We start from the raw sequence: 19,649 nt of genomic DNA on the forward strand, positions 1-19,649 counted from the left end.
ACAGGCGCAGCCCAGCGGGAGCAAGCTCCCTCGCCACAAAAGCGCTCCAGCCACAATGTCCCTTACCATCCTTGAAACTTCCTGCGCAATGCAGGGACTGGACAACCATCCCACTCTGTCCCATGATTTGCCCCGCAAAACCACCCCCACGAGAGATCCCATCATGAGCAAAAAGCCATCCAGGCATGGCCCCAACAAAGCCAAGTCCATCGTCGCCCAGCCCCTGTTCCGCAGCCGCCAGGAACGACCCGCCAAGGGCAAAGGCAGCTACCGCCGCGAAGCCTTCCAGTCTGACAACTGGGAGGCTTCTTGCTTTCTGGCTGCTTGAAACACTCGGACAAGCCCTACGCCCCTTTCGCATGTTAAGGTCAGCACCTGATTTGTATTTCTGGACCCGTGCATGCCCTTCTGTCTTTCCCATCGTTGGCCACTGCGCCAAATGATTGTTGCCGCCAGCGTTGTCCTGCTTGTCGCCTGCGCCGAAAAACCTACCGCCGCCGACGCCCAACCGCTCCAGACCGTTCCCGCCGTGACCGCGCCGGCCATCGTGCCGCCTGTGGTGCCCGCCGGTGATGACCTGGCCATTGCGCCGACCCAGACCTTTGCTGAATGGCAGGCCGGGTTTCGCAAAGAGGCCTTGGCCGCCGGGATCCGTGCCGATTTGTTCGACCGCGCGTTTATCGGTGTCAGCCCGGACATGAGCGTGATCAAGGCCGACCGCAGCCAGCCGGAATTCACTCGCCCCGTGTGGGAATACCTCGATGGCGCGTTGTCGCCGCTGCGGGTCAACAAAGGCAAGAGCCTGATCCAGCAGAACGCCCAGGTCCTGCAAAGCATCGAGCAGCGCTACGGCGTCGATCGCGAGGCGCTGGTGGCGGTGTGGGGCATGGAGAGCAACTTCGGCCAGTTCCAGGGCAGCAAGTCAGTGATCAACTCCCTGGCGACCCTGGCCTACGAAGGACGGCGTCCGGGCTTTGCCCACGCGCAATTGATCGCTGCGCTGCAAATCCTGCAACAGGGCGATATCACACCGGAAAAAATGCTCGGTTCCTGGGCCGGCGCCATGGGCCAGACCCAGTTCATTCCCACCACGTACAACACCCATGCGGTGGACTTCGACGGCGAAGGCCGCCGCGACATCTGGGGCAGCTCCACCGACGCCCTGGCCTCGACTGCGCATTACCTGCAAAGCTCCGGCTGGCAGCGCGGCCAGCCGTGGGGGTTCGAGGTCTCGCTCAATGAGGGCTTCGACTACACATTGGCCGATGGCACGATCCGCAAGCCTGTCGCTGAATGGGAGCGACTGGGTGTTTCAGAATATGGTGGCCTGCCGATCACTCCGGATGACAAACAGCTCTCGGCGTCCCTGCTCCTGCCCGCCGGCCATCGTGGCCCGGCGTTCCTGATATTCGATAACTTCCGCGCCATCCTCAAGTACAACAACTCCTCGTCCTATGCCTTGGCGGTTGGGTTGTTGTCGAAGCGCTTCACCGGTGCAGGGTTGGTCTACGGTCAATGGCCAAAGGAAGACCTGCCCCTGAGCCGCAGCGAACGCATGGAACTGCAAACCCTGCTGGGCAAGCACAACTACGACGCGGGCAACCCCGACGGCATCATCGGCGCCAACACCCGCAAGGCGATCCGCAGCGCCCAGCAGTCGTTTGGCTGGCCGGCCGACGGGTATCCGACGCACCAGTTGCTTGAGGCGTTGCGCAACCGCTGAATTGCGGTATGGCTACTACCGCTTTCGCGAGCAGGCTCGCTCCCACAGTGGCCGAGTTCCGTCAGGGAAACACGGTCGAATTGTGGGAGCGAGCCTGCTCGCGATGGCTAACTTCCAAGCGACAACTATTTTAGCGGCTGATCACCACATCCTGCTCCAACACCAACCGCTTCTCCCCCGCATCCAGCGTCACCAATGCGCCCATGGGCAAGGTCAGGTTCGGATCGCAATGCCCGCTGCGCCAGCCGGACAACACCGGGATACGCAACGGCGCGAAGGTCTGTTCGAGCAATCGGTTCAACGCCTCGACATCGACCCCGGCCACATCGCCCACCAACACGCCGCCTAGTTTGTGCAACGTGCCGGCCAACCGAAGCTGAGTCAGCAGTCGATCGATGCGATACAGCGGTTCGTTGATGTCTTCGATGAACAGGATCACCCCTTCGGGGTCGATCTGATAAGGCGTGCCCATGGTCGCGGCGATGATCGACAGGTTGCCACCCAGCAGACGTCCGTGGGCGATGCCTGGCTCGACGGTGGTCAATGGGTAGGCCGCGGGATGGTTCAGCGCGCTGCCGGCCTTTACTTGCCCACGTAGCAGGCTGAAGAACGAGGTGACGGTTGGGGGCTCCTTGTCGCCCAGGAGGTCGGCGTTGAGCAGCGGGCCATGGAAGGTCACGAAGCCTGCGTAGCGGCTGATGGCCAGGTGCAGGGCGGTGATGTCGCTGTAGCCGACGAATGGTTTGGGGTTGCGTTTCAGGAGGTCGAAGTCGATGCGGTCCAGCAGCCTGGGGGTGCCGTAGCCGCCGCGTAGGCAGATGATGGCTTTGATTTCGGGGTCGGCGAAGGCGGCGTGGAGGTCGTTCAGGCGTACTTCGTCGCTGCCGGCCAGGTAGGTGTCCTTTTCGTAGACGCCTGGGAATATTCGCAGCTCATGGCCCCTTGCGCGCATCCATTGGATGGCTTTTTCCGTGTCCAGGGGGGCGGGGCCGGCGGGGGCGATTAGTCCGATCAGGCCTTCTTTTGGGAGTGCTGGGACGGGGTGGTGTGGGGTTAGGGCCATGGGGTTCCCGGCTTTTGATCGTGTGTATATCCGTTTTTTGTGTAACGGCGGCTTAGGGTTCCGCTCTTACAGCGGGTCACTTTTGAAAAGCGCAAAAGTAACCAAAACGCTCTTGCCCCACCACTCGGCACCTCGCCTAGGCTCGGTGTGCCCTCACTCCGGCATTGCTCCGTGGGCCCGCCGCGAAGGGCCATCCATGGCCCAGCGCGGCTATCCCGGCATCCATGCCGGGATGCCCACTGCGCAATGCCTGCGTTCGGCCAGCGTGGTTTAACGGGGCGTCTCAGATCAAGATCAAAAGCAAAAGCAAAAGCAAAAGCAAAAGCGGTCGGAGCTGGCATTTATGTGGCTGCACCACTGCTATCGCGAGCAAGCTCGCTCCCACATTGGAGCTGCAGCAGACACAAAATCCATATACACCGCAAAAACCTGTGGGAGCGAGCCTGCTCGCGAAGGGGCCAGCACATCCAACATCACCGCAAACTGTCCCACCGCCATCGCGAGCAGGCTCGCTCCCACAATTGAATCGAAGTACGACTGCCAGAGCCAGGTCGGCTATAAGGCCGCCTCGCTTGGCTTTTGATCTTGATCTGGGGCGCCCCGTTAACCACGCTGGCTGAACGAAGGTATTGCGCAGTGGGCAACCCGGCATGGATGCCGGGTTAGCCGCGCTGGGCCATGGATGGCCCTTCGCGGCGGCCCACGGAGCGATGCCTTCGTTCAGGCATGCCGAGCCTAGGCGAGGCACCGAGTGGTGGGGCAAAGCGCTTTTGGTTACTTTTGGCGCTCTTCCAAAAGTGACCCGCCGTAAGGGCGGAACCTTAAGTCGCCGTTACCGAAGAAACGGATATACACACCACCCAAAAACTCAGGAACCCAGAAGCTCAGCCTTGACCAACTTAGCCTGCTCATCCGCATGATACGAAGACCGCACCAACGGCCCCGAAGCCACGTTCTTGAATCCCATCTTGTACCCTTCCTCGGCAAACCAGGCAAAGGTATCCGGGTGCACAAAACGCTGCACCGGCAGGTGACTACGCGAAGGCTGCAGGTACTGGCCCAAGGTCAGCATATCGATGTCATGCTCACGCATGCGCTTCATGACCTCGATGACTTCCTCATCAGTCTCACCCAGGCCCAGCATCAAGCCAGACTTGGTCGGAATGTGCGGCATCATCTGCTTGAAGCGCTGCAGCAAGGTCAACGACCACTGGTAGTCCGAACCCGGGCGCGCGGCCTTGTACAGGCGCGGCACGGTTTCCAGGTTGTGGTTGAACACATCCGGCGGCTCGGCGGCGGTGATTTCCAGGGCGATGTCCATGCGGCCACGGTAATCGGGCACCAGGGTTTCCAACTGGACGTTCGGCGACAGCTTGCGGATCTCGCGGATGCAGTCGGCAAAGTGCTGGGCACCGCCGTCACGCAGGTCGTCACGGTCCACCGAGGTGATCACCACGTACTTGAGCTTCAGGTCGGCGATGGCGATGGCCAGGCTTTCCGGCTCGTTGGTGTCCAAGGGCTTCGGACGGCCGTGACCAACGTCGCAGAACGGGCAACGACGGGTGCAGATGTCGCCCATGATCATGAACGTGGCGGTGCCGCCGGAGAAGCATTCACCCAGGTTCGGGCAGGAGGCCTCTTCGCAGACGCTGTGCAGCTTGTGCTTGCGCAGCAGGGCCTTGATGCGGTCGACTTCCGGGGAAACCGGGATGCGCACGCGGATCCAGTCAGGTTTCTTCGGCAGTTCGGTGGTGGGGATGATCTTGACCGGGATGCGTGCAACCTTCTCGGCGCCGCGCAGCTTGACGCCGGCCTCTACCTTGGCACGCGGGGCCGGACGCTCGGTGACGTCCAGCGTCGGGATCATGGTTTGCACTGCATCAGTAGTCATATCAGTCGATTCCGCCCGTGAGGGTCGTCTGCTCAGCATAGTCGAGGTGTTTGACGAGCTGCGCGCGCAGCCGGGCACTTACCTCGGCAAATTCAATCGTTCCTGCGTGCTCGCTCAACTGGGTCATCGCCAGTCCCGCGTAGCCACAGGGATTAATCCGTCGGAATGGCGCCAGGTCCATGTCCACGTTCAACGCCAGGCCATGAAACGAACAGCCGTGGCGGATCCGCAACCCCAGGGACGCGATTTTCGCCCCATCGACGTAGACACCCGGCGCATCCGGCTTGGCCGCCGCCGTCACACCGTAGCTGGCCAGCAGCTCGATGAGGCACGTCTCCATGCGGGTGACCAGTTCGCGCACGCCAAACCCCAGCTTGCGCACATCCAGCAACAAATAGGCGACCAGTTGACCAGGGCCATGGTAGGTCACCTGCCCGCCCCGGTCGACCTTCACCACCGGAATATCCCCCGGCAGCAACAGGTGCTCGGCCTTGCCGGCCTGGCCCTGGGTGAATACCTGCGGGTGTTCCACCAGCCAGACTTCATCGTCGGCGCTGGTGCCCCGTTCGTTGGTGAAGCGTTGCATGGCATGCCAGACCGGCTCGTAAGCCATCGTGCCCAGTTCGCGAAAGCCTAGCGTGCCCGGCATCACAACACCATGTGCACGAAACCGGTCGCCCGCAGCTCACTGTTGATGTCGTAGAGCTGTTCCTGACCGGTGGCGATGATGTGCAACTGGATCGTCGTGTACTTGCCGTTGGTGCTCTGGCGCTCGGCCAGGGTCTTGTGGTCAACGGTGGCATGTTTTTCAAGGATCGCGATGATCTTGTCCTTGAAACCCACGCCGGTGTCGCCGATTACCTTGATGGGGTAATCCGCGCAGGGAAATTCGATTTTTGGCGCCTTTACTTCGGAGTCTGTCATGGCGTAACGGCCTCGTAAGCCGTGGTAACGCACATGGCCCCGCTCCGGAGAGGAACGAGGCCATGCAGGTCAACACTTCAATCAGTTGAACAAGCCGTAGAAGAATAGACGGATGCTATCCCAGATGCGGCGGAAGATACCACCTTCCTCGACCGCGTCCAGAGCGATCAGGTCAGCGCTGTGCACCACTTTGTCGTCCAGTTTGACTTCGACTTTACCGATCACGTCGCCCTTGGCGATGGGAGCGGTCAGTTGCGGGTTCATGGTCATGCTGGCAGCGAGCTTCTTGAGCTGGCCTTTAGGCAGGGTCATGGTCAGGTCTTGGGCCAGGCCGGCCTTGACCTGGTTGGTCGAACCTTTCCAGACCTGGGCCTGGGCCAGTTCGGTGCCCTTCTGGTAGAAGGTCTGGGTTTCGAAGAAACGGAAGCCGTAGGTCAGCAGTTTCTGGGTCTCGGCGGCACGGGCCACTTCACTGCTGGTGCCGAAGACGACGGCGATCAGGCGCATGCCGTCACGTACGGCCGAAGACACCATGCAGTAGCCGGCTTCGTCGGTGTGACCGGTCTTCAGGCCATCGACGGTCTTGTCGCGCCACAGCAGCAGGTTGCGGTTAGGCTGCTTGATGCCGTTCCAGAAGAACTCCTTCTGGGAGTAGATGGCGTAGTGCGCCGGGTCTTCGTGAATGATCGCCCGGGCCAGCAGCGCCATGTCGTGAGCCGACGAATAATGCTCAGGGTTCGGCAGGCCGGTGGGGTTCATGAAGTGGCTGTTGGTCATGCGCAGGTCGGCCACGGTTTTGTTCATCATGTCGGCGAACGCATCTTCGCTGCCGGCGATGTGCTCGGCCAGGGCGACGCTGGCGTCGTTGCCGGACTGGATGATGATGCCGTGCAGCAGGTCGCTGACGGTCACTTGCGAACCGACCTTGATGAACATCCGCGAACCGCCGGTGCGCCAGGCGTTTTCGCTGACGGTCACCGGATCGTTTTCACCGATCTGGCCACGACGGATTTCCAGCGTAGCGATGTAGGCGGTCATCAGCTTGGTCAGGCTGGCCGGTGGCAGGCGCTGGTCACCGTTGTTCTCTACCAGCACCTCGCCGCTGCTGGCATCCATCAGCACAAAGGATTTGGCGGCCAATTGAGGGGGCGCCGGCATCATCTCGACCGCGAACGCGGTCGGTGAGAGAAGCAGCGGGACTAGCAGGCAAAGGCGTTTGGCAAAGGTGGTGATGTTCATCCGTCTCTCGAAATCGCTAATGGGACTGCCCGAAGGCAAAACTAAAACAGGCAACCTTCTAACGGGTCGCCGCGTATTTAAGTTGCTCACTCACTGCCCTTGCCGGGCTTTTATTATTCATGGAGCCAACAACCTGACCCGCTCCAACCGCAAGCGGGCCTCATTCAATTATTCAGCGGTGACCAGGCTCGGCGAGCCGAGATTGGCCAGGCGCACACTGTTCTGCACCTGCTGGACTTCACCCGGAGAACCGATCGGCCCCAGGCGCACCCGATGCAGTGTCTGCTGGTTGCGCACGATCGAGCTGATGAACACCGGGGCGCTCACCATCGAACTGAGCTTCGACCTCAGCAGCTCGGCAGCGTCCGGGTTGGCGAACGCGCCCACTTGCAGAAACTGGCCAGACGCTGTTGCAGAAGCGTTTTTTTTTGCACCGATCTGCACCGGCAGCACGGCCGCGGCGTGTTGCTGCGGCGGTGGTGTCCACTGCTCGACCGTACCGGTGGACGCCGTCACGGTGGGCGCGGCATTTTGCGCCACTTTCGGCTCGTTGAGCATCAAAGGCGCCGGACGGCCGCGTTGGGCCCACCATTCCTGCGGGTCGATGCCCTCGACCTTGACCCGGGCGGTGCCGGTTTCAGCGTAACCGAGTTTTTTCGCCGCCGCATACGACAGGTCGATGATACGGTCGGAATAGAACGGCCCACGGTCATTGACCCGCAGGATTACCGTCTTGTTATTGTCCAGGTTGGTCACCCGCACATAGCTGGGCAGCGGCAAGGTCTTGTGGGCCGCGCTCATGCCATACAGGTCGTACACTTCGCCGTTGGCGGTGTTCTGGCCGTGGAACTTGGTGCCGTACCAGGACGCCGTGCCCGAGGCCACGTAGCGCTTGGAATCGGCCATCGGGAAATAGGTCTTGCCCAGCACCGTATAGGGGTTGGCCTTGTAGGGGCCGGTGTGCAGGGTCGGCGTGGCGTCGGGAATACGCGAGACATCCACGTCCCACCACGGCGCGCCGTCCTTGTGGGCCCGGTTGATATCCAGGCCGGGCGTCGCGCGCACGGCGGAAGTGTTTTTCTGGGCCGGCGCGCGGCTGGTCGAACAACTGACGACCAACAGCGACAGCGCAGCCAACGCCACGAGCTTGAGGGGTTTGGCCTTCAGGGGTAGATGGGTAGGCAATGCCCGCATTATTTGACGCCCCGTGCTTTGACCAGCTCTTCAGACAGTTGATATACGGCCATGGCGTACATCACGCTGCGGTTATAACGCGTAATCGCGTAGAAATTCTTCAGGCCCATCCAGTATTCGGGACCTTGTTCGCCTTCCAGGCGCATCGCGGTGACCGGCATGTCGTCACGCAGCGCATCATGACTCGACCAGCCCAACGCCCGCAACTCCCCGACGGTTTTCGTCGGCTCGATGCCCTCGGTCAGGCCCTCGTCCACTTGCTCGCCACGCACGTCGGCACGGCTGACCACCGGCTGGCCGGCTTCCCAGCCGTGGCGCTTGAAATAGCTCGCAACACTGCCGATGGCATCGGTCGGGTTGGTCCAGATATTGATGTGGCCGTCGCCGTCGAAGTCCACCGCGTAGGCGCGGAAACTGCTGGGCATGAATTGCGGCAGCCCCATGGCTCCGGCGTAGGAGCCCTTGAGGGTCAGCGGATCGACCTGCTCTTCGCGGGCCAGCAGCAGGAACTCGCGCAGCTCCTTGCGGAAGAACTCGGCACGCGGCGGGTAATCGAAGCCCAGGGTCGACAGCGCGTCGATCACCCGGAAATTCCCGGTGTTGCGGCCAAAGAAGGTCTCGACGCCAATGATCGACACAATGAACTGGGCTGGTACGCCGTACTCCTGCTCGGCACGGGCCAGGGCCGCCTCGTGCTGGCGCCAGAAATCCACGCCCCGGGCGATACGCGCCTCGGTGATGAACATCGGCCGGTACTCGCTCCATTGCTTGACCCGCTCGGCGGGCCGGGAGATCGCGTCGAGGATCGACTGCTTGCGCTCGGCCTCGCGAAACACGCCCATCAGTTGTTCACCGGCGAAACCGTAGTCACGGGTCATCTCGCCGACGAATTCGGCCACCTGTGGCGAGCCTTCGTATTCACCGGCCAAGGCCTGCGACGCACTGCCCAGGAAGCCGACCAGGCCGATCCACGGCGCATATCGCGTCGACCAGCCACGCATTGCTTGCATTGAACTCTTCACCTTATTCAAACCTGCGCGATCCACTTGCGATGCGTATGAATCGACATCAAAACCCCAAACGCTGACAGTAGTGTCACCAGCGAAGTTCCTCCGTAGCTAATGAAAGGCAACGGCACCCCCACCACCGGCAACAGGCCACTGACCATACCTATGTTGACGAAAACATAAACAAAAAACGTCATGGTCAGGCTGCCCGCGAGCAACTTGCCGAACAACGTCTGGGCCTGGGCGGTGATCACCAGCCCCCGGCCGATCAGCAATAAATAGATCAGCAGCAGCACGCAGATGCCCACCAGGCCGAACTCTTCGCCCATCACGGCGATGATGAAGTCGGTGTGGCTTTCCGGCAAAAAGTCCAGGTGCGACTGGGTGCCCATCAGCCAGCCCTTGCCGAACACCCCGCCGGAACCGATGGCGGCCTTGGACTGGATGATGTTCCAGCCGGTGCCCAGCGGATCGCTCTCCGGGTCGAGGAACGTCAGGACGCGCTGCTTCTGGTAGTCGTGCATCACGAAATACCACATGGCCACCGACACCGGCACGGCGGCGGCGATCACGCTGAGGATCCAGCGCCAGCGCAACCCGCCCATGAACAGCACGAAGGCACCACCGGCCAGGATCAGCAGCGAAGTGCCGAGGTCCGGCTGGCGCACGATCAGGATGAACGGGATGCCGATCAGCAACAGGCTGATGCACACATGCTTGAGCTGTGGCGGCAAGGAGCGCTTGGACAGGTACCAGGCAATGGTCGCCGGCATGATGATCTTGAGGAATTCCGAAGGCTGGAAGCGGATCACCCCGGGAATGTTGATCCAGCGGGTGGCGCCCATGGCGTTGTGGCCCATGATGTCCACCACCACCAGCAAACCGACGCCGACGATGTAGGCCACCGGCACCCAGCGCGCCATGAACCGCGGCTCGAGCTGGGCGATGACGATCATCGACACCAGGCCGATGCCGAACGAGGTGGCCTGTTTGGCCAGCAAGTCCCAGCTCTTGCCGCTGGCCGAATACAGCACGAACAGGCTGCCGGCGGCCAGGGTCAGCAACAGGATCAGCAACGGGCCGTCGATGTGCATGCGCTGCAACAAGGTGGCACGGCGGCGCATCACGTCTTCGCTGGACAGGATCCGGTCGAAATTATTCTTCACGGGCCGTAGCCTCCGCAGTGATGGGGCTTGCGTATTCAGGCTTGAGCTGGCCGTGCTCATCCAGCAGCCAGGCGTCCATGATCTGGCGCACCACCGGCGCGGCGACGCCGGAACCGGACTCACCGTTCTCGACCATCACCGACACGACAATCTTCGGGTTCTCGGCCGGCGCAAAACCGACGAACAAGGCGTGGTCACGGTGGCGCTCCTGGACCTTGGAGCGGTCGTACTTCTCACCTTGCTTGATCGCCACCACCTGGGCGGTACCGCTCTTGCCGGCAATACGGTATTGCGCGCCGAGGGCCGCCTTGCGCGCGGTACCCCGGGCGCCGTGCATGACCTGCTGCATGCCGATATTGACCTTTTGCCAGTCCGACGGGTTGCGCAGGATGATGTCCGGCATCGGGTCCGGGTCCACCGGCTTCTGGCCTTCGATGGTCTTGGCCAGGTGCGGGCGATACCACTTGCCCTTGCTCGCCACCAGTGCCGTGGCCTGGGCCAGTTGCAGGGGCGTGGCCTGCATGTAGCCCTGGCCGATCCCCAGGATCAGGGTTTCGCCAGGGAACCACGCCTGGCGCCGGGTCGCTCGCTTCCACTCCCGGGACGGCATCAGGCCAGGGGATTCTTCGAACATGTCCAGGGAGACTTTCTGACCGAGGCCAAACTTGTTCATGTAGGACGACAACCGATCAATCCCCAGCTTATGGGCCAAGTCGTAGAAATAGGTGTCGTTGGAACGCATGATCGCCGTTTCCAGGTCCACGTAGCCGTCACCGGTGCGGTTCCAGTTACGGTACTTGTGGTCGTAGTTCGGCAACTGGTAATAGCCCGGGTCGTAGACCCGGCTCGACGCGGTGACCACGCCAGCATCCAACCCGGCAATCGCCACGGCCGGCTTGATGGTCGAGCCCGGCGGATAGAGGCCGCGCAACACGCGGTTGAACAGCGGCCGGTCGATGGAATCGCGCAGCTCGGCGTAGGCCTTGAAGCTGATACCGGTGACGAACAGGTTCGGGTCGAAACTCGGCTGGCTGACCATCGCCAGTACTTCACCGGTGTTCGGGTCCAGCGCCACCACCGCGCCACGCCGGCCGCCGAGCGCGGCTTCGGCGGCTTCCTGCAACTTGATGTCCAGGCTCAGGACAATGTCCTTGCCGGGAATCGGGTCGGTGCGCTTGAGCACTCGCAACACGCGGCCGCGGGCATTGGTCTCGACTTCCTCGTAACCCACCTGGCCATGCAATTCGGCCTCGTAGAAACGCTCGATGCCGGTCTTGCCGATGTGGTGGGTGCCGCTGTAGTTGACCGGGTCGAGGGTCTTGAGCTCCTTCTCGTTGATCCGCCCCATGTAGCCGACCGAGTGGGCAAAATGCGGCCCCTGGGGATAATGCCGCACCAGTTGCGCCACCACCTCGACGCCCGGCAGGCGGAACTGGTTCACCGCGATCAGGGCGATCTGCTCTTCGGTCAGCTCGAACATGATCGGCACCGGTTCGAAGGGACGCCGCCCCTGGCGCATGCGTTTCTCGAAGATCGCCCGGTCCTCGGGTGTCAACTGCAGCACTTCGACGATCACGTCGAGGACTTTCTGCCAGTCGCCGGAACGCTCGCGGGTCATGCTCAGGCTGAAGCTGGGCCGGTTATCCGCCACCACCACGCCATTGCGGTCGAAAATCAGCCCGCGAGTCGGCGGAATCGGCTGTACGTGTACCCGGTTACTCTCCGACAAGGTCGAGTGGTACTCGTACTGGATCACCTGGAGGAAATACAACCGTGCGATCAGCACGCCGATCAGCGTCACCACCGCAATAGCGCCGAACACGACGCGACCCCGCACCAGGCGGGCGTCTTTTTCGTGGTCCTTGATGCGGATCGGCTGAGGCATGGGGCAGGATTACTTGTGGTAAGGGTGCCCGGACAGGACTGTCCAGGCACGATACAGCTGTTCGCCGATCAGGATCCGCACCAGCGGGTGCGGCAACGTCAACGGTGACAACGACCAGCGCTGGTCGGCCCGGGCACAGACTTCCGGCGCCAGCCCTTCCGGGCCACCGACCATGAAATTGACCGTGCGCGCGTCCAGCCGCCAGCGATCGAGTTCCACCGCCAGTTGCTCGGTGCTCCAGGGCTTGCCGTGGACTTCGAGGGTGACGATGCGCTCGTTCGGCCCGACCTTGGCCAGCATGGCTTCGCCTTCCTGGCGGATGAAGCGCGCCACGTCGGCGTTCTTGCCACGGGTGTTGAGCGGAATTTCCACCAGTTCCAGGGCCAGCTCGGACGGAAGACGCTTGGCATATTCATGCCAGCCTTCTTCCACCCACTTGGGCATGCGAGAACCGACGGCGATCAGGCGCAGTCGCACAGCGGTCCCTTATTGCTGGTCTTTGTTGAGCTTGGTGAAGTGCTCATGGGGATTTTCCGGGCTGTGGTGCGCGGCGCTGGCCGAACGGCTCTGCTCGGCACCGGCCCACAGGCGCTCCAGGTCGTAGAACTGGCGCGCCGAGGCGGTCATCATGTGCACGATGACATCGTCCATGTCCAGCAACACCCAGTCGCTGTCGCCCTTGCCTTCTTCACCCAGCGGCTTGACGCCCTGGGCCTTGACCGCTTCGCGGACCTTGTCCAGCATCGCGCCGATCTGGCGGTTGGAGGTACCGGTGGCGATGATCATGTAGTCCGTGATGCTCTGCTTGTCACGAACGTCGATCACCTGGATGTCCTGGGCCTTGACGTCTTCCAGGGCCGCCACGGCCACCTTGACCAGCTCTTCGCCAACCAGCGCCACGCCGGTGTGGGCCTCTACAGGCAGCGGGGCGCTCTTGAACGTGCCCTTGCGCTTTACTTTGTTTACGTCTTTGTCAGTCATATAAAACTCGTTTTGCTCGTATGTTCGGGCGCTTCGCTACACGCATTCACGTGCCTTGAAGCGCGCCTTTTTCAGTTCGACGCACGGTAAAGCCCGTGCGCATCGATGTAGGCCAGGACCGCGTCGGGCACCAGGAAACGTACCGACTTACCGCTGGCCAGCAGTTGACGGATCTGGGTGGCGGATACCGCGAGCGGCGTCTGCCAGACGAATGCAATCTGTCCGCTCGGCCCTTTCAGGGCCAGCGGGTCGCTCACCGAGCGGGCCGCCAGCAGGTTGCGCAAGGCATCCGGCGGCTCGCTGTCGGCATCCGGGCGTTGCAACACCAGGATGTGGCAATGCTGGAGCAACTCTTCCCAGCGATGCCAAGTGGGCAGGCCGCAAAATGCGTCCCAGCCCAGAAGCAGGAAAACCTGGGCATCAACGGCCAGCTCGGCGCGCATCAGCTCCAGGGTATCAATGGTGTAGGACGGTTTGTCCCGCTGCAATTCGCGGGCATCCACCACCAGCGGTGCCACACCGGCCACCGCGCACTCGACCATCGCCAGGCGGTCCTGCGCCGACACCTGCGGCGTATCCCGGTGAGGCGGCCGGGCGCTGGGCGTCAGGCGTAGCTCATCGAGGGCCAGGGCGTCGGCGACTTCCAGCGCACCGCGCAAATGGCCGATGTGCACCGGGTCGAACGTGCCGCCCAGGATACCGATGCGCCGGGGCGGGGTTGTCGTCGTCACAGTGGCCGGCGGTTCAAGGTCGCCCAAGTCAGACCGGCTCCTGTCCGCGCAACTGGCCATCACCGACCACGATGTACTTCTCGCAGGTCAGGCCTTCGAGGCCCACCGGGCCGCGGGCGTGCAGCTTATCAGTAGAAATGCCGATCTCGGCACCCAATCCGTATTCAAAGCCATCGGCAAAGCAGGTCGGGGTGTTGATCATCACCGACGCCGAATCCACTTCGGCCACGAAACGCCGGGTTTCGCCCTGGTGCTCACTGACGATGGAATCGGTGTGGTGCGAGCCGTGGCGGTTGATGTGTTCGATGGCCTGGTCCAGCCCGTCGACCACGCGGATCGACAAAATCGGCGCCAGGTATTCGGTGTCCCAGTCTTCTTCGGTGGCAACAACGGCCTCGATGATTCCCCGGGTACGCTCGCAACCGCGCAGCTCGACGCCTTTTTCGCGGAACTGGGCGGCCATCGACGGCAGGAAGCCCTGGGCAACGGCCTGGTCTACCAGCAGGGTTTCCATCGCGCCACAGATCCCGTAGCGGTAGGTCTTGGCGTTGAAGGCGATGCGCTGGGCCTTCGGCAACTCGGCGTGGGCACTGACGTAGACGTGGCAGATGCCGTCCAGGTGCTTGATCACCGGCACGCGGGCGTCGCGGCTGACCCGTTCGATCAGGCCCTTGCCGCCACGGGGCACGATGACATCGACGAACTCGGGCATGGTGATCAGCGCGCCGACCGCGGCGCGATCGGTGGTTTCCACCACTTGCACCACGGCCGCCGGCAGGTCGGCCTCGGCCAGGCCGCGCTGGATGCAGGCGGCAATGGCGCGGTTGGAATGGATGGCCTCGGAGCCGCCCCGCAGGATGGTCGCGTTACCCGACTTCAGGCACAGGCTCGCGGCGTCAATGGTCACGTTCGGCCGCGACTCGTAGATGATCCCGACCACGCCCAGGGGCACGCGCATCTTGCCAACCTGGATGCCCGACGGGCGGTAGCTCATGTCGCGAATCGCCCCGACCGGGTCCGGCAGGGCCGCGACCTGGCGCAGACCGACGATCATGCCGTCGATGCGGGCCGGGGTCAGCGCCAGGCGCTCGAGCATGGCCGGCTCCAGACCGTTGGCGCGGCCGGCGGCCAGGTCCAGCTCGTTGGCGGCGGACAACTCGGCGCGCGCAGCGTCCAGCGCATTCGCGGCGGCCTGCAGCGCGCGGTTTTTCTGCGCGGTGCTGGCCCGGCCGATGATGCGCGACGCTTCACGAGCGGCGCGACCCAGGCGGGTCATGTAGTCAAGAACGGACTCAGTCATGGTCTGTGTGGTCTTGGCGATGGGGAAAGCGGCAGATTATAGCTGTCGTAACCCTCGACTAACAGCATGGACTCGCAGTGGTGACCGGCGGAGAAGCAAAACAGCCATAAACAGCCCGTTGAAACGCAATGCTGTTCACTTAAGGCAATCGACAAACCCGTGGCGAGGGAGCTTGCTCCCGCTGGGCCGCGAAGCGGCCCCAAAACCTGCCAATTGCGGCGTATCAGACACACCGCACCCGCCGGTTTACGACTGCTTCGCAGCCGAGCGGGAGCAAGCTCCCTCGCCACAGGGTCATCATTTTTCCTAAGTGAACGGCATTACGGTTGAAACGTGTGTTCAGCGGTGATTAAGCTTTCCGTTGCTATCATCGCGCTTCCTTTGGCCCCACTTCGTCTATCGCCATGACCGATTTGCCATCGCCCAACGCCCTGCCCCACGCCTTTTTCGACCGCGACGCCCAGGTGCTTGCCAAGGACCTGCTGGGCAAAGTCATCCGCCACAAGGTTGGCGACCTGTGGCTCAGCGCGCGAATCATCGAGACCGAGGCGTATTACTTCGCCGAAAAAGGCAGCCACGCCTCCCTGGGCTACACGGAAAAACGTAAGGCTTTGTTTCTGGATGGCGGGCACATCTATATGTATTACGCCCGGGGCGGCGATTCCCTGAACTTCAGCGCCCAGGGCCCCGGCAATGCAGTGTTGATCAAATCGGCCTACCCGTGGGTCGATGCCCTGTCCGGGCCGGCGAGCCTGGCGCAGATGTTGTTGAACAACCCCGACGCCCAAGGCCGACCACGCACACCGCAAAAACTCTGTGCCGGCCAGACCCTGTTGTGCAAAGCTTTGGGGCTGAAAGTGCCGGACTGGGACGCCAAGCGCTTCGACCCCGAGCGCTTGCTGGTGGAGGATGTCGGCGTGCCAACGGTCAATGCGATCCAGACCACCCGCCTGGGCATTCCCCTGGGACGGGACGAGCACCTGCCCTACCGCTTTGTCGACGCCGCCTACGCCCCCTGGTGTACCCGCAACCCGTTGCGGCGCGGACAGGTCGAAGGCCGTGATTACTTTTTACTTTCATGAACACAACACTGAATGAATCCTGTGGATCCCTGTGGGAGCGAGCTTGCTCGCGATGGCGTCCGGTCAGCAGAATGGGGGCTGACTGACATACCGTAATCGCGAGCAAGCTCGCTCCCACAGTTGATCTTCAGTGGCCACAGGTTTTGTGTTCACAACAGAATCCCACTGGGGGTTCGGTGCATGCCAATCACTATTCAATGGAGTTGTATTTATGGGCCCATGGCTCGATAGCATCACCGGCTGGCTGACCGTCAACCCGCAATGGCTGGCGGTGGCGGTCTTCATCGTCGCCTGCGTGGAGTGCCTGGCCATTGCCGGCCTGATCGTGCCGGGTACGGTGCTGTTGTTTGCCATCGCCGTGCTGGCCGGCAGCGGCGCGTTGTCGTTGGGCGAGACGTTGCTGCTGGGCCTGCTCGGGGGCTTGCTGGGGGACCTGGTGTCGTATTTCCTCGGCCGGCATTTCCACCAGAACATCCGGCGCCTGCCGGGGCTGCGGCATCACCCGGAATGGATGAGCGCGGCGGAAAGCTATTTCCAGCGCTACGGCATCGCCAGCCTGCTGGTGGGCCGATTCATTGGCCCACTACGGCCCATGTTGCCGATGGTGGCCGGGATGTGCGACATGCCGTTCCCACGCTTCGCCGCCGTCAGCGTGTTGGCCGCGGCGGGCTGGACCGTGGCTTACCTGTTGCCGGGCTGGGCCACCGGGGCAGCGTTTCGCCTGCCGCTGCCCGAAGGTTTCTGGCCGCAGGCCGGCGTGGTCATCGGCAGCATTGCGGTGATGATCGGGCTGAGCGTCAACAGCACCCTGCGTCGTCATCGCCATGCCACGGCGCTGATCGCCGGCATCGGCCTGGTGATCCTGATCGGCCTGTTCATCGGGTTTCGCTACCTGACGGCGTTCGACCAGGGCTTGATGGCCTTGGTCCAGGAGCATCGCAGCGCGACGCTGGATGAAATCGCCGTGACCTTCACGCTGATCGGCGAATTCCGCTACATGCTGATTGTCTGCAGCCTGGTGACCGCGTTGCTGCTGTTGGCACGGCAATGGCGCCAGGCGATCTTTGCCGGCGGCACGATGCTGTTCACTGCCCTGGCCAATACCGGCTGCAAACACTTCTTTGCCCGGGTGCGCCCGGAAATCCTCACCGACCCGCTGACCAGCTACAGCATGCCCAGCGGCCACTCCTCCGGGGCCTTCGCGCTGTTCCTGACCCTCGCCGTCCTCGCCGGCCGCGGCCAACCGCCACGCCTGCGCCTGACCTGGCTGCTGCTGGGCTGCCTACCGGCGCTGACCATCGCCCTGTCGCGGGTCTACCTGGGCGCGCACTGGCCAAGCGATATCGTCGCCGGGGCGATGCTCGCCGCCAGCGTCTGTGCGGCCGCCCTGTGGCTGAGCCAGCGCCAGACCCCGCTGCCGGCCATGCCGCCGAAAGTCTGGTGGCTGGTCCTGCCGGCGCTGGTGGCGATGTTCAGTTTCTTCGCCCTGCGGCACTTACCCCATGCGATGTTGCGGTATGCCTACTGATGTCAGAGACGCTGCACTCCACCTGTGGGAGCGAGCCTGCTCGCGAAGACGGCGGCACACTCAACATTGATGCAAGCTGACCCACCGCTTTCGCGAGCAGGCTCGCTCCCACAGAGGTCCGCTTTGATCTACCAAAATCAGTGTGTCAGGCGAAGAGTTCGCCCTGCAACTCATCGAGCAGCGCCTGGATCGCGTCCAGGCGCTGTTGCGGGTCGTCGAGTTGCAGCAGGTCGATCTTGTCCAGCTCATTAAACGGCAGCAGGTAAGCCAATTGATTGGCCAGCGACTGCTGGCCGGTGGCTTCGGTGCCCATGTTCAAGGCCTCGACCATCGGGTGCTCGGCCAAGGCCTTGAGCAGCGCCATCAGGTCGGCATCTTCATCTTGTAGCGGTTGCTCCGGCTCGTCTTCCAGCCACTCGACTTCGGCCACGGTGAGTTGATCGGCCTGGGCGCTGCTGCTGTGCACCAGAAAACGCCGGCCGCCCTGTACGCGAATCCCCAGCAGACCGTTCTCCTGCTGGGAAAAATCGGTAATCAGCGCTTCACAACCAACCCGCGCGTAGCCTTCGGGCGCGATGCCGACTTCCTCGCCATCGAGGATGCACACCACCCCGAAGCCTTCGCCCTTTTTCATGCAGCGCCCGATCATGTCGAGGTAGCGCGCCTCGAAAATCTGCAAGTCGAGGATGCAACCGGGGAACAGCACGGTGTTCAACGGGAAAAGCGGCAAGCTCATAACCAATTCCTTAAACCGTCATCGACACCACCAACGGCAATAGCACCGCCGTGGCCACGCCCATCAGACTCATCGCCAGCGCCGCAAAGGCACCCGACTCCTCGCTTTCCTGCAACGCCACCGACGTGCCCACCGCATGGGCCGCCAGCCCCAGGGCCATGCCCCGGGCCTCAGGGCTATGGACACCCAACCGAGTCAGAATACTCGGGCCGAGGATCGCCCCGAGCACCCCGGTGATCAACACGAACACCGCCGCCATGGCCGCCACGCCGCCGATCTGCTCGGCCACCAGCATGGCGATCGGCGAGGTCACCGACTTGGGCGCCATGGTCATCAGGATCATGTGCTCGGCGCCAAAGGCCCAGCCCAACACCACCGCAGAGCCCGTGGCAAACACCCCGGCTATCACCAGCGTAGTAAAAATCGGCCAGAACAGCTGCCGGATCCGTCGCAGGTTCAAATACAGCGGCACCGCCAGGGCGACCGTCGCCGGGCCCAGCAGAATGCTGAGGATCTCAGTGCTCTTGCGGTACTCGGCATAACCGATGCCGCAGCCGACCAGCACGCCGATCAACAGCACCATCGACATCAGCACCGGTTGCAGGAACACCCAGCGGGTCTTTTCGTACGCTGCCAGCACCAGTTGGTAAGCGCCCAGCGTAATGCCGATGCCGAACAGCGGATGGTGGATCACCGAAGTCCAGGCGCCCTGCCAGTCGAGCATCATTGGCTGTCCTCCGGGGCGGCGACGTGACGGCGGGCCAGGCGCTGCATCAGCACGCCCGTCAGCGCCACGGACAACACCAGGGACAAAGTCAACGCGCCAACGATGGCCCAGAAATCGGCGGCAATCGCCCCGGCATAGACCATCACCCCTACCGCAGGCGGCACCAGCAGCAGCGGCAGGTAACGCAGCAGACTGCCAGCGGCCAGGTTCAACGGCTCGCTGACTTCACCGCGCACCACCAGGTAACCCAGCAGCAACAGCAGGCCAATGATCGGCCCCGGCAGCACCGGCAAGAACAAATGATTGATCGCAGTGCCCAGCAATTGAAACAGCACCAGCCAGGTCAGGCCTCGTAGCAACATCCGCTCTCTCCCCCTCCACAAACACCTATGAATCCTATCCCCGTAGAAGCTACCTGCAGGAGCCGACTGTAGGAGCTGTCGAGTGCAACGAGGCTGCGATCTTTCCCCAG

General features: G+C 62.7%; 20 protein-coding genes. 4 read left to right on the top strand and 16 right to left on the bottom strand.

Going from position 1 to position 19,649, the window contains the following annotated elements; translation table 11 throughout:
• Positions 1–163 precede the first annotated feature (163 nt).
• Entirely contained in the window at positions 164–328 is a 165-nt protein-coding gene (gene arfA, locus AD659_RS24170; RefSeq protein ID WP_030140368.1) for an alternative ribosome rescue factor ArfA, read from the top strand.
• A 72-nt stretch (positions 329–400) separates the two neighbouring features.
• Positions 401–1,723 (top strand): lytic murein transglycosylase, encoded by a 1,323-nt coding sequence (locus AD659_RS24175; protein ID WP_053125650.1) that lies wholly within the window; start codon positions 401–403, stop codon positions 1,721–1,723.
• A gap of 130 nt (positions 1,724–1,853) precedes the next feature.
• Here AD659_RS24175 and AD659_RS24180 read toward each other — a convergent pair whose 3' ends face one another.
• From AD659_RS24180 to AD659_RS24240, 13 genes are all read right to left on the bottom strand, one after another.
• Positions 1,854–2,786 (bottom strand): S66 peptidase family protein, encoded by a 933-nt coding sequence (locus tag AD659_RS24180; RefSeq protein WP_053125652.1) that lies wholly within the window; start codon positions 2,784–2,786, stop codon positions 1,854–1,856.
• A gap of 868 nt (positions 2,787–3,654) precedes the next feature.
• The gene (lipA, locus tag AD659_RS24185) at positions 3,655–4,677 is read right to left on the bottom strand and encodes a lipoyl synthase (RefSeq protein ID WP_014340371.1); all 1,023 of its coding nucleotides are present in this window, start codon (positions 4,675–4,677) and stop codon (positions 3,655–3,657) included.
• A 1-nt stretch (position 4,678) separates the two neighbouring features.
• On the bottom strand, positions 4,679–5,326 hold the full coding sequence (lipB, locus tag AD659_RS24190) for a lipoyl(octanoyl) transferase LipB (protein WP_053125654.1): 648 nt from the start codon (positions 5,324–5,326) through the stop codon (positions 4,679–4,681).
• Positions 5,326–5,601: a DUF493 domain-containing protein gene (locus AD659_RS24195; RefSeq protein WP_053125656.1), complete on the bottom strand. Its 276-nt coding sequence runs from the start codon at positions 5,599–5,601 to the stop codon at positions 5,326–5,328. The genes lipB and AD659_RS24195 overlap by 1 nt, the downstream gene beginning before the upstream one ends.
• A gap of 81 nt (positions 5,602–5,682) precedes the next feature.
• Positions 5,683–6,840 (bottom strand): D-alanyl-D-alanine carboxypeptidase family protein, encoded by a 1,158-nt coding sequence (locus tag AD659_RS24200; RefSeq protein WP_053125659.1) that lies wholly within the window; start codon positions 6,838–6,840, stop codon positions 5,683–5,685.
• Between the two features lie 168 nt (positions 6,841–7,008).
• Positions 7,009–8,034, bottom strand: coding sequence for a septal ring lytic transglycosylase RlpA family protein (locus tag AD659_RS24205; RefSeq protein WP_053125661.1), 1,026 nt, complete (start codon positions 8,032–8,034; stop codon positions 7,009–7,011).
• On the bottom strand, positions 8,034–9,044 hold the full coding sequence (gene mltB, locus AD659_RS24210) for a lytic murein transglycosylase B (RefSeq protein WP_053125663.1): 1,011 nt from the start codon (positions 9,042–9,044) through the stop codon (positions 8,034–8,036). The genes AD659_RS24205 and mltB overlap by 1 nt, the downstream gene beginning before the upstream one ends.
• 17 nt (positions 9,045–9,061) lie before the next feature.
• Positions 9,062–10,165: a rod shape-determining protein RodA gene (rodA, locus tag AD659_RS24215; RefSeq protein ID WP_053125746.1), complete on the bottom strand. Its 1,104-nt coding sequence runs from the start codon at positions 10,163–10,165 to the stop codon at positions 9,062–9,064.
• 31 nt (positions 10,166–10,196) lie between these two features.
• Positions 10,197–12,092 (bottom strand): penicillin-binding protein 2, encoded by a 1,896-nt coding sequence (gene mrdA / locus AD659_RS24220; RefSeq protein WP_053125665.1) that lies wholly within the window; start codon positions 12,090–12,092, stop codon positions 10,197–10,199.
• Between the two features lie 9 nt (positions 12,093–12,101).
• Positions 12,102–12,569 (bottom strand): 23S rRNA (pseudouridine(1915)-N(3))-methyltransferase RlmH, encoded by a 468-nt coding sequence (rlmH, locus tag AD659_RS24225; protein ID WP_047229490.1) that lies wholly within the window; start codon positions 12,567–12,569, stop codon positions 12,102–12,104.
• A gap of 9 nt (positions 12,570–12,578) precedes the next feature.
• Positions 12,579–13,073 carry a ribosome silencing factor gene (gene rsfS, locus AD659_RS24230; RefSeq protein WP_053125667.1) on the bottom strand — a complete coding sequence of 165 codons (495 nt, stop codon included), beginning with the start codon at positions 13,071–13,073 and terminating at the stop codon, positions 12,579–12,581.
• A gap of 71 nt (positions 13,074–13,144) precedes the next feature.
• Positions 13,145–13,864 carry a nicotinate-nucleotide adenylyltransferase gene (gene nadD / locus AD659_RS24235; protein ID WP_053125669.1) on the bottom strand — a complete coding sequence of 240 codons (720 nt, stop codon included), beginning with the start codon at positions 13,862–13,864 and terminating at the stop codon, positions 13,145–13,147.
• Positions 13,833–15,104, bottom strand: a complete 1,272-nt coding sequence (locus tag AD659_RS24240; protein ID WP_053125671.1) for a glutamate-5-semialdehyde dehydrogenase — start codon at positions 15,102–15,104, stop codon at positions 13,833–13,835. The genes nadD and AD659_RS24240 overlap by 32 nt, the downstream gene beginning before the upstream one ends.
• A gap of 404 nt (positions 15,105–15,508) precedes the next feature.
• Here AD659_RS24240 and AD659_RS24245 point away from each other — a divergent pair, with 404 nt between their 5' ends.
• Both AD659_RS24245 and AD659_RS24250 read left to right on the top strand, forming a co-directional pair.
• Complete coding sequence (locus tag AD659_RS24245; protein ID WP_053125673.1) at positions 15,509–16,186, top strand: DNA-3-methyladenine glycosylase; 678 nt, start codon at positions 15,509–15,511, stop codon at positions 16,184–16,186.
• 211 nt (positions 16,187–16,397) lie between these two features.
• Positions 16,398–17,714 (top strand): bifunctional DedA family/phosphatase PAP2 family protein, encoded by a 1,317-nt coding sequence (locus tag AD659_RS24250; protein WP_053125675.1) that lies wholly within the window; start codon positions 16,398–16,400, stop codon positions 17,712–17,714.
• A gap of 145 nt (positions 17,715–17,859) precedes the next feature.
• On the opposite strand, the gene AD659_RS24255 is transcribed toward AD659_RS24250, so the two are convergent.
• The 3 genes from AD659_RS24255 to AD659_RS24265 are packed head-to-tail and all read right to left on the bottom strand — an operon-like array spanning position 17,860 to position 19,539.
• Positions 17,860–18,450, bottom strand: a complete 591-nt coding sequence (locus AD659_RS24255; protein ID WP_053125677.1) for an LON peptidase substrate-binding domain-containing protein — start codon at positions 18,448–18,450, stop codon at positions 17,860–17,862.
• Positions 18,451–18,460: 10 nt separating this feature from the next.
• On the bottom strand, positions 18,461–19,177 hold the full coding sequence (locus AD659_RS24260; RefSeq protein ID WP_053125679.1) for an LrgB family protein: 717 nt from the start codon (positions 19,175–19,177) through the stop codon (positions 18,461–18,463).
• The gene (locus AD659_RS24265) at positions 19,174–19,539 is read right to left on the bottom strand and encodes a CidA/LrgA family protein (RefSeq protein ID WP_053125681.1); all 366 of its coding nucleotides are present in this window, start codon (positions 19,537–19,539) and stop codon (positions 19,174–19,176) included. Before AD659_RS24265 ends, AD659_RS24260 begins: the two co-directional genes overlap by 4 nt.
• Positions 19,540–19,649: the final 110 nt, after the last annotated feature.

The sequence above is a fragment of the Pseudomonas thivervalensis genome, assembly GCF_001269655.1.
GTDB lineage: Bacteria > Pseudomonadota > Gammaproteobacteria > Pseudomonadales > Pseudomonadaceae > Aquipseudomonas > Aquipseudomonas thivervalensis.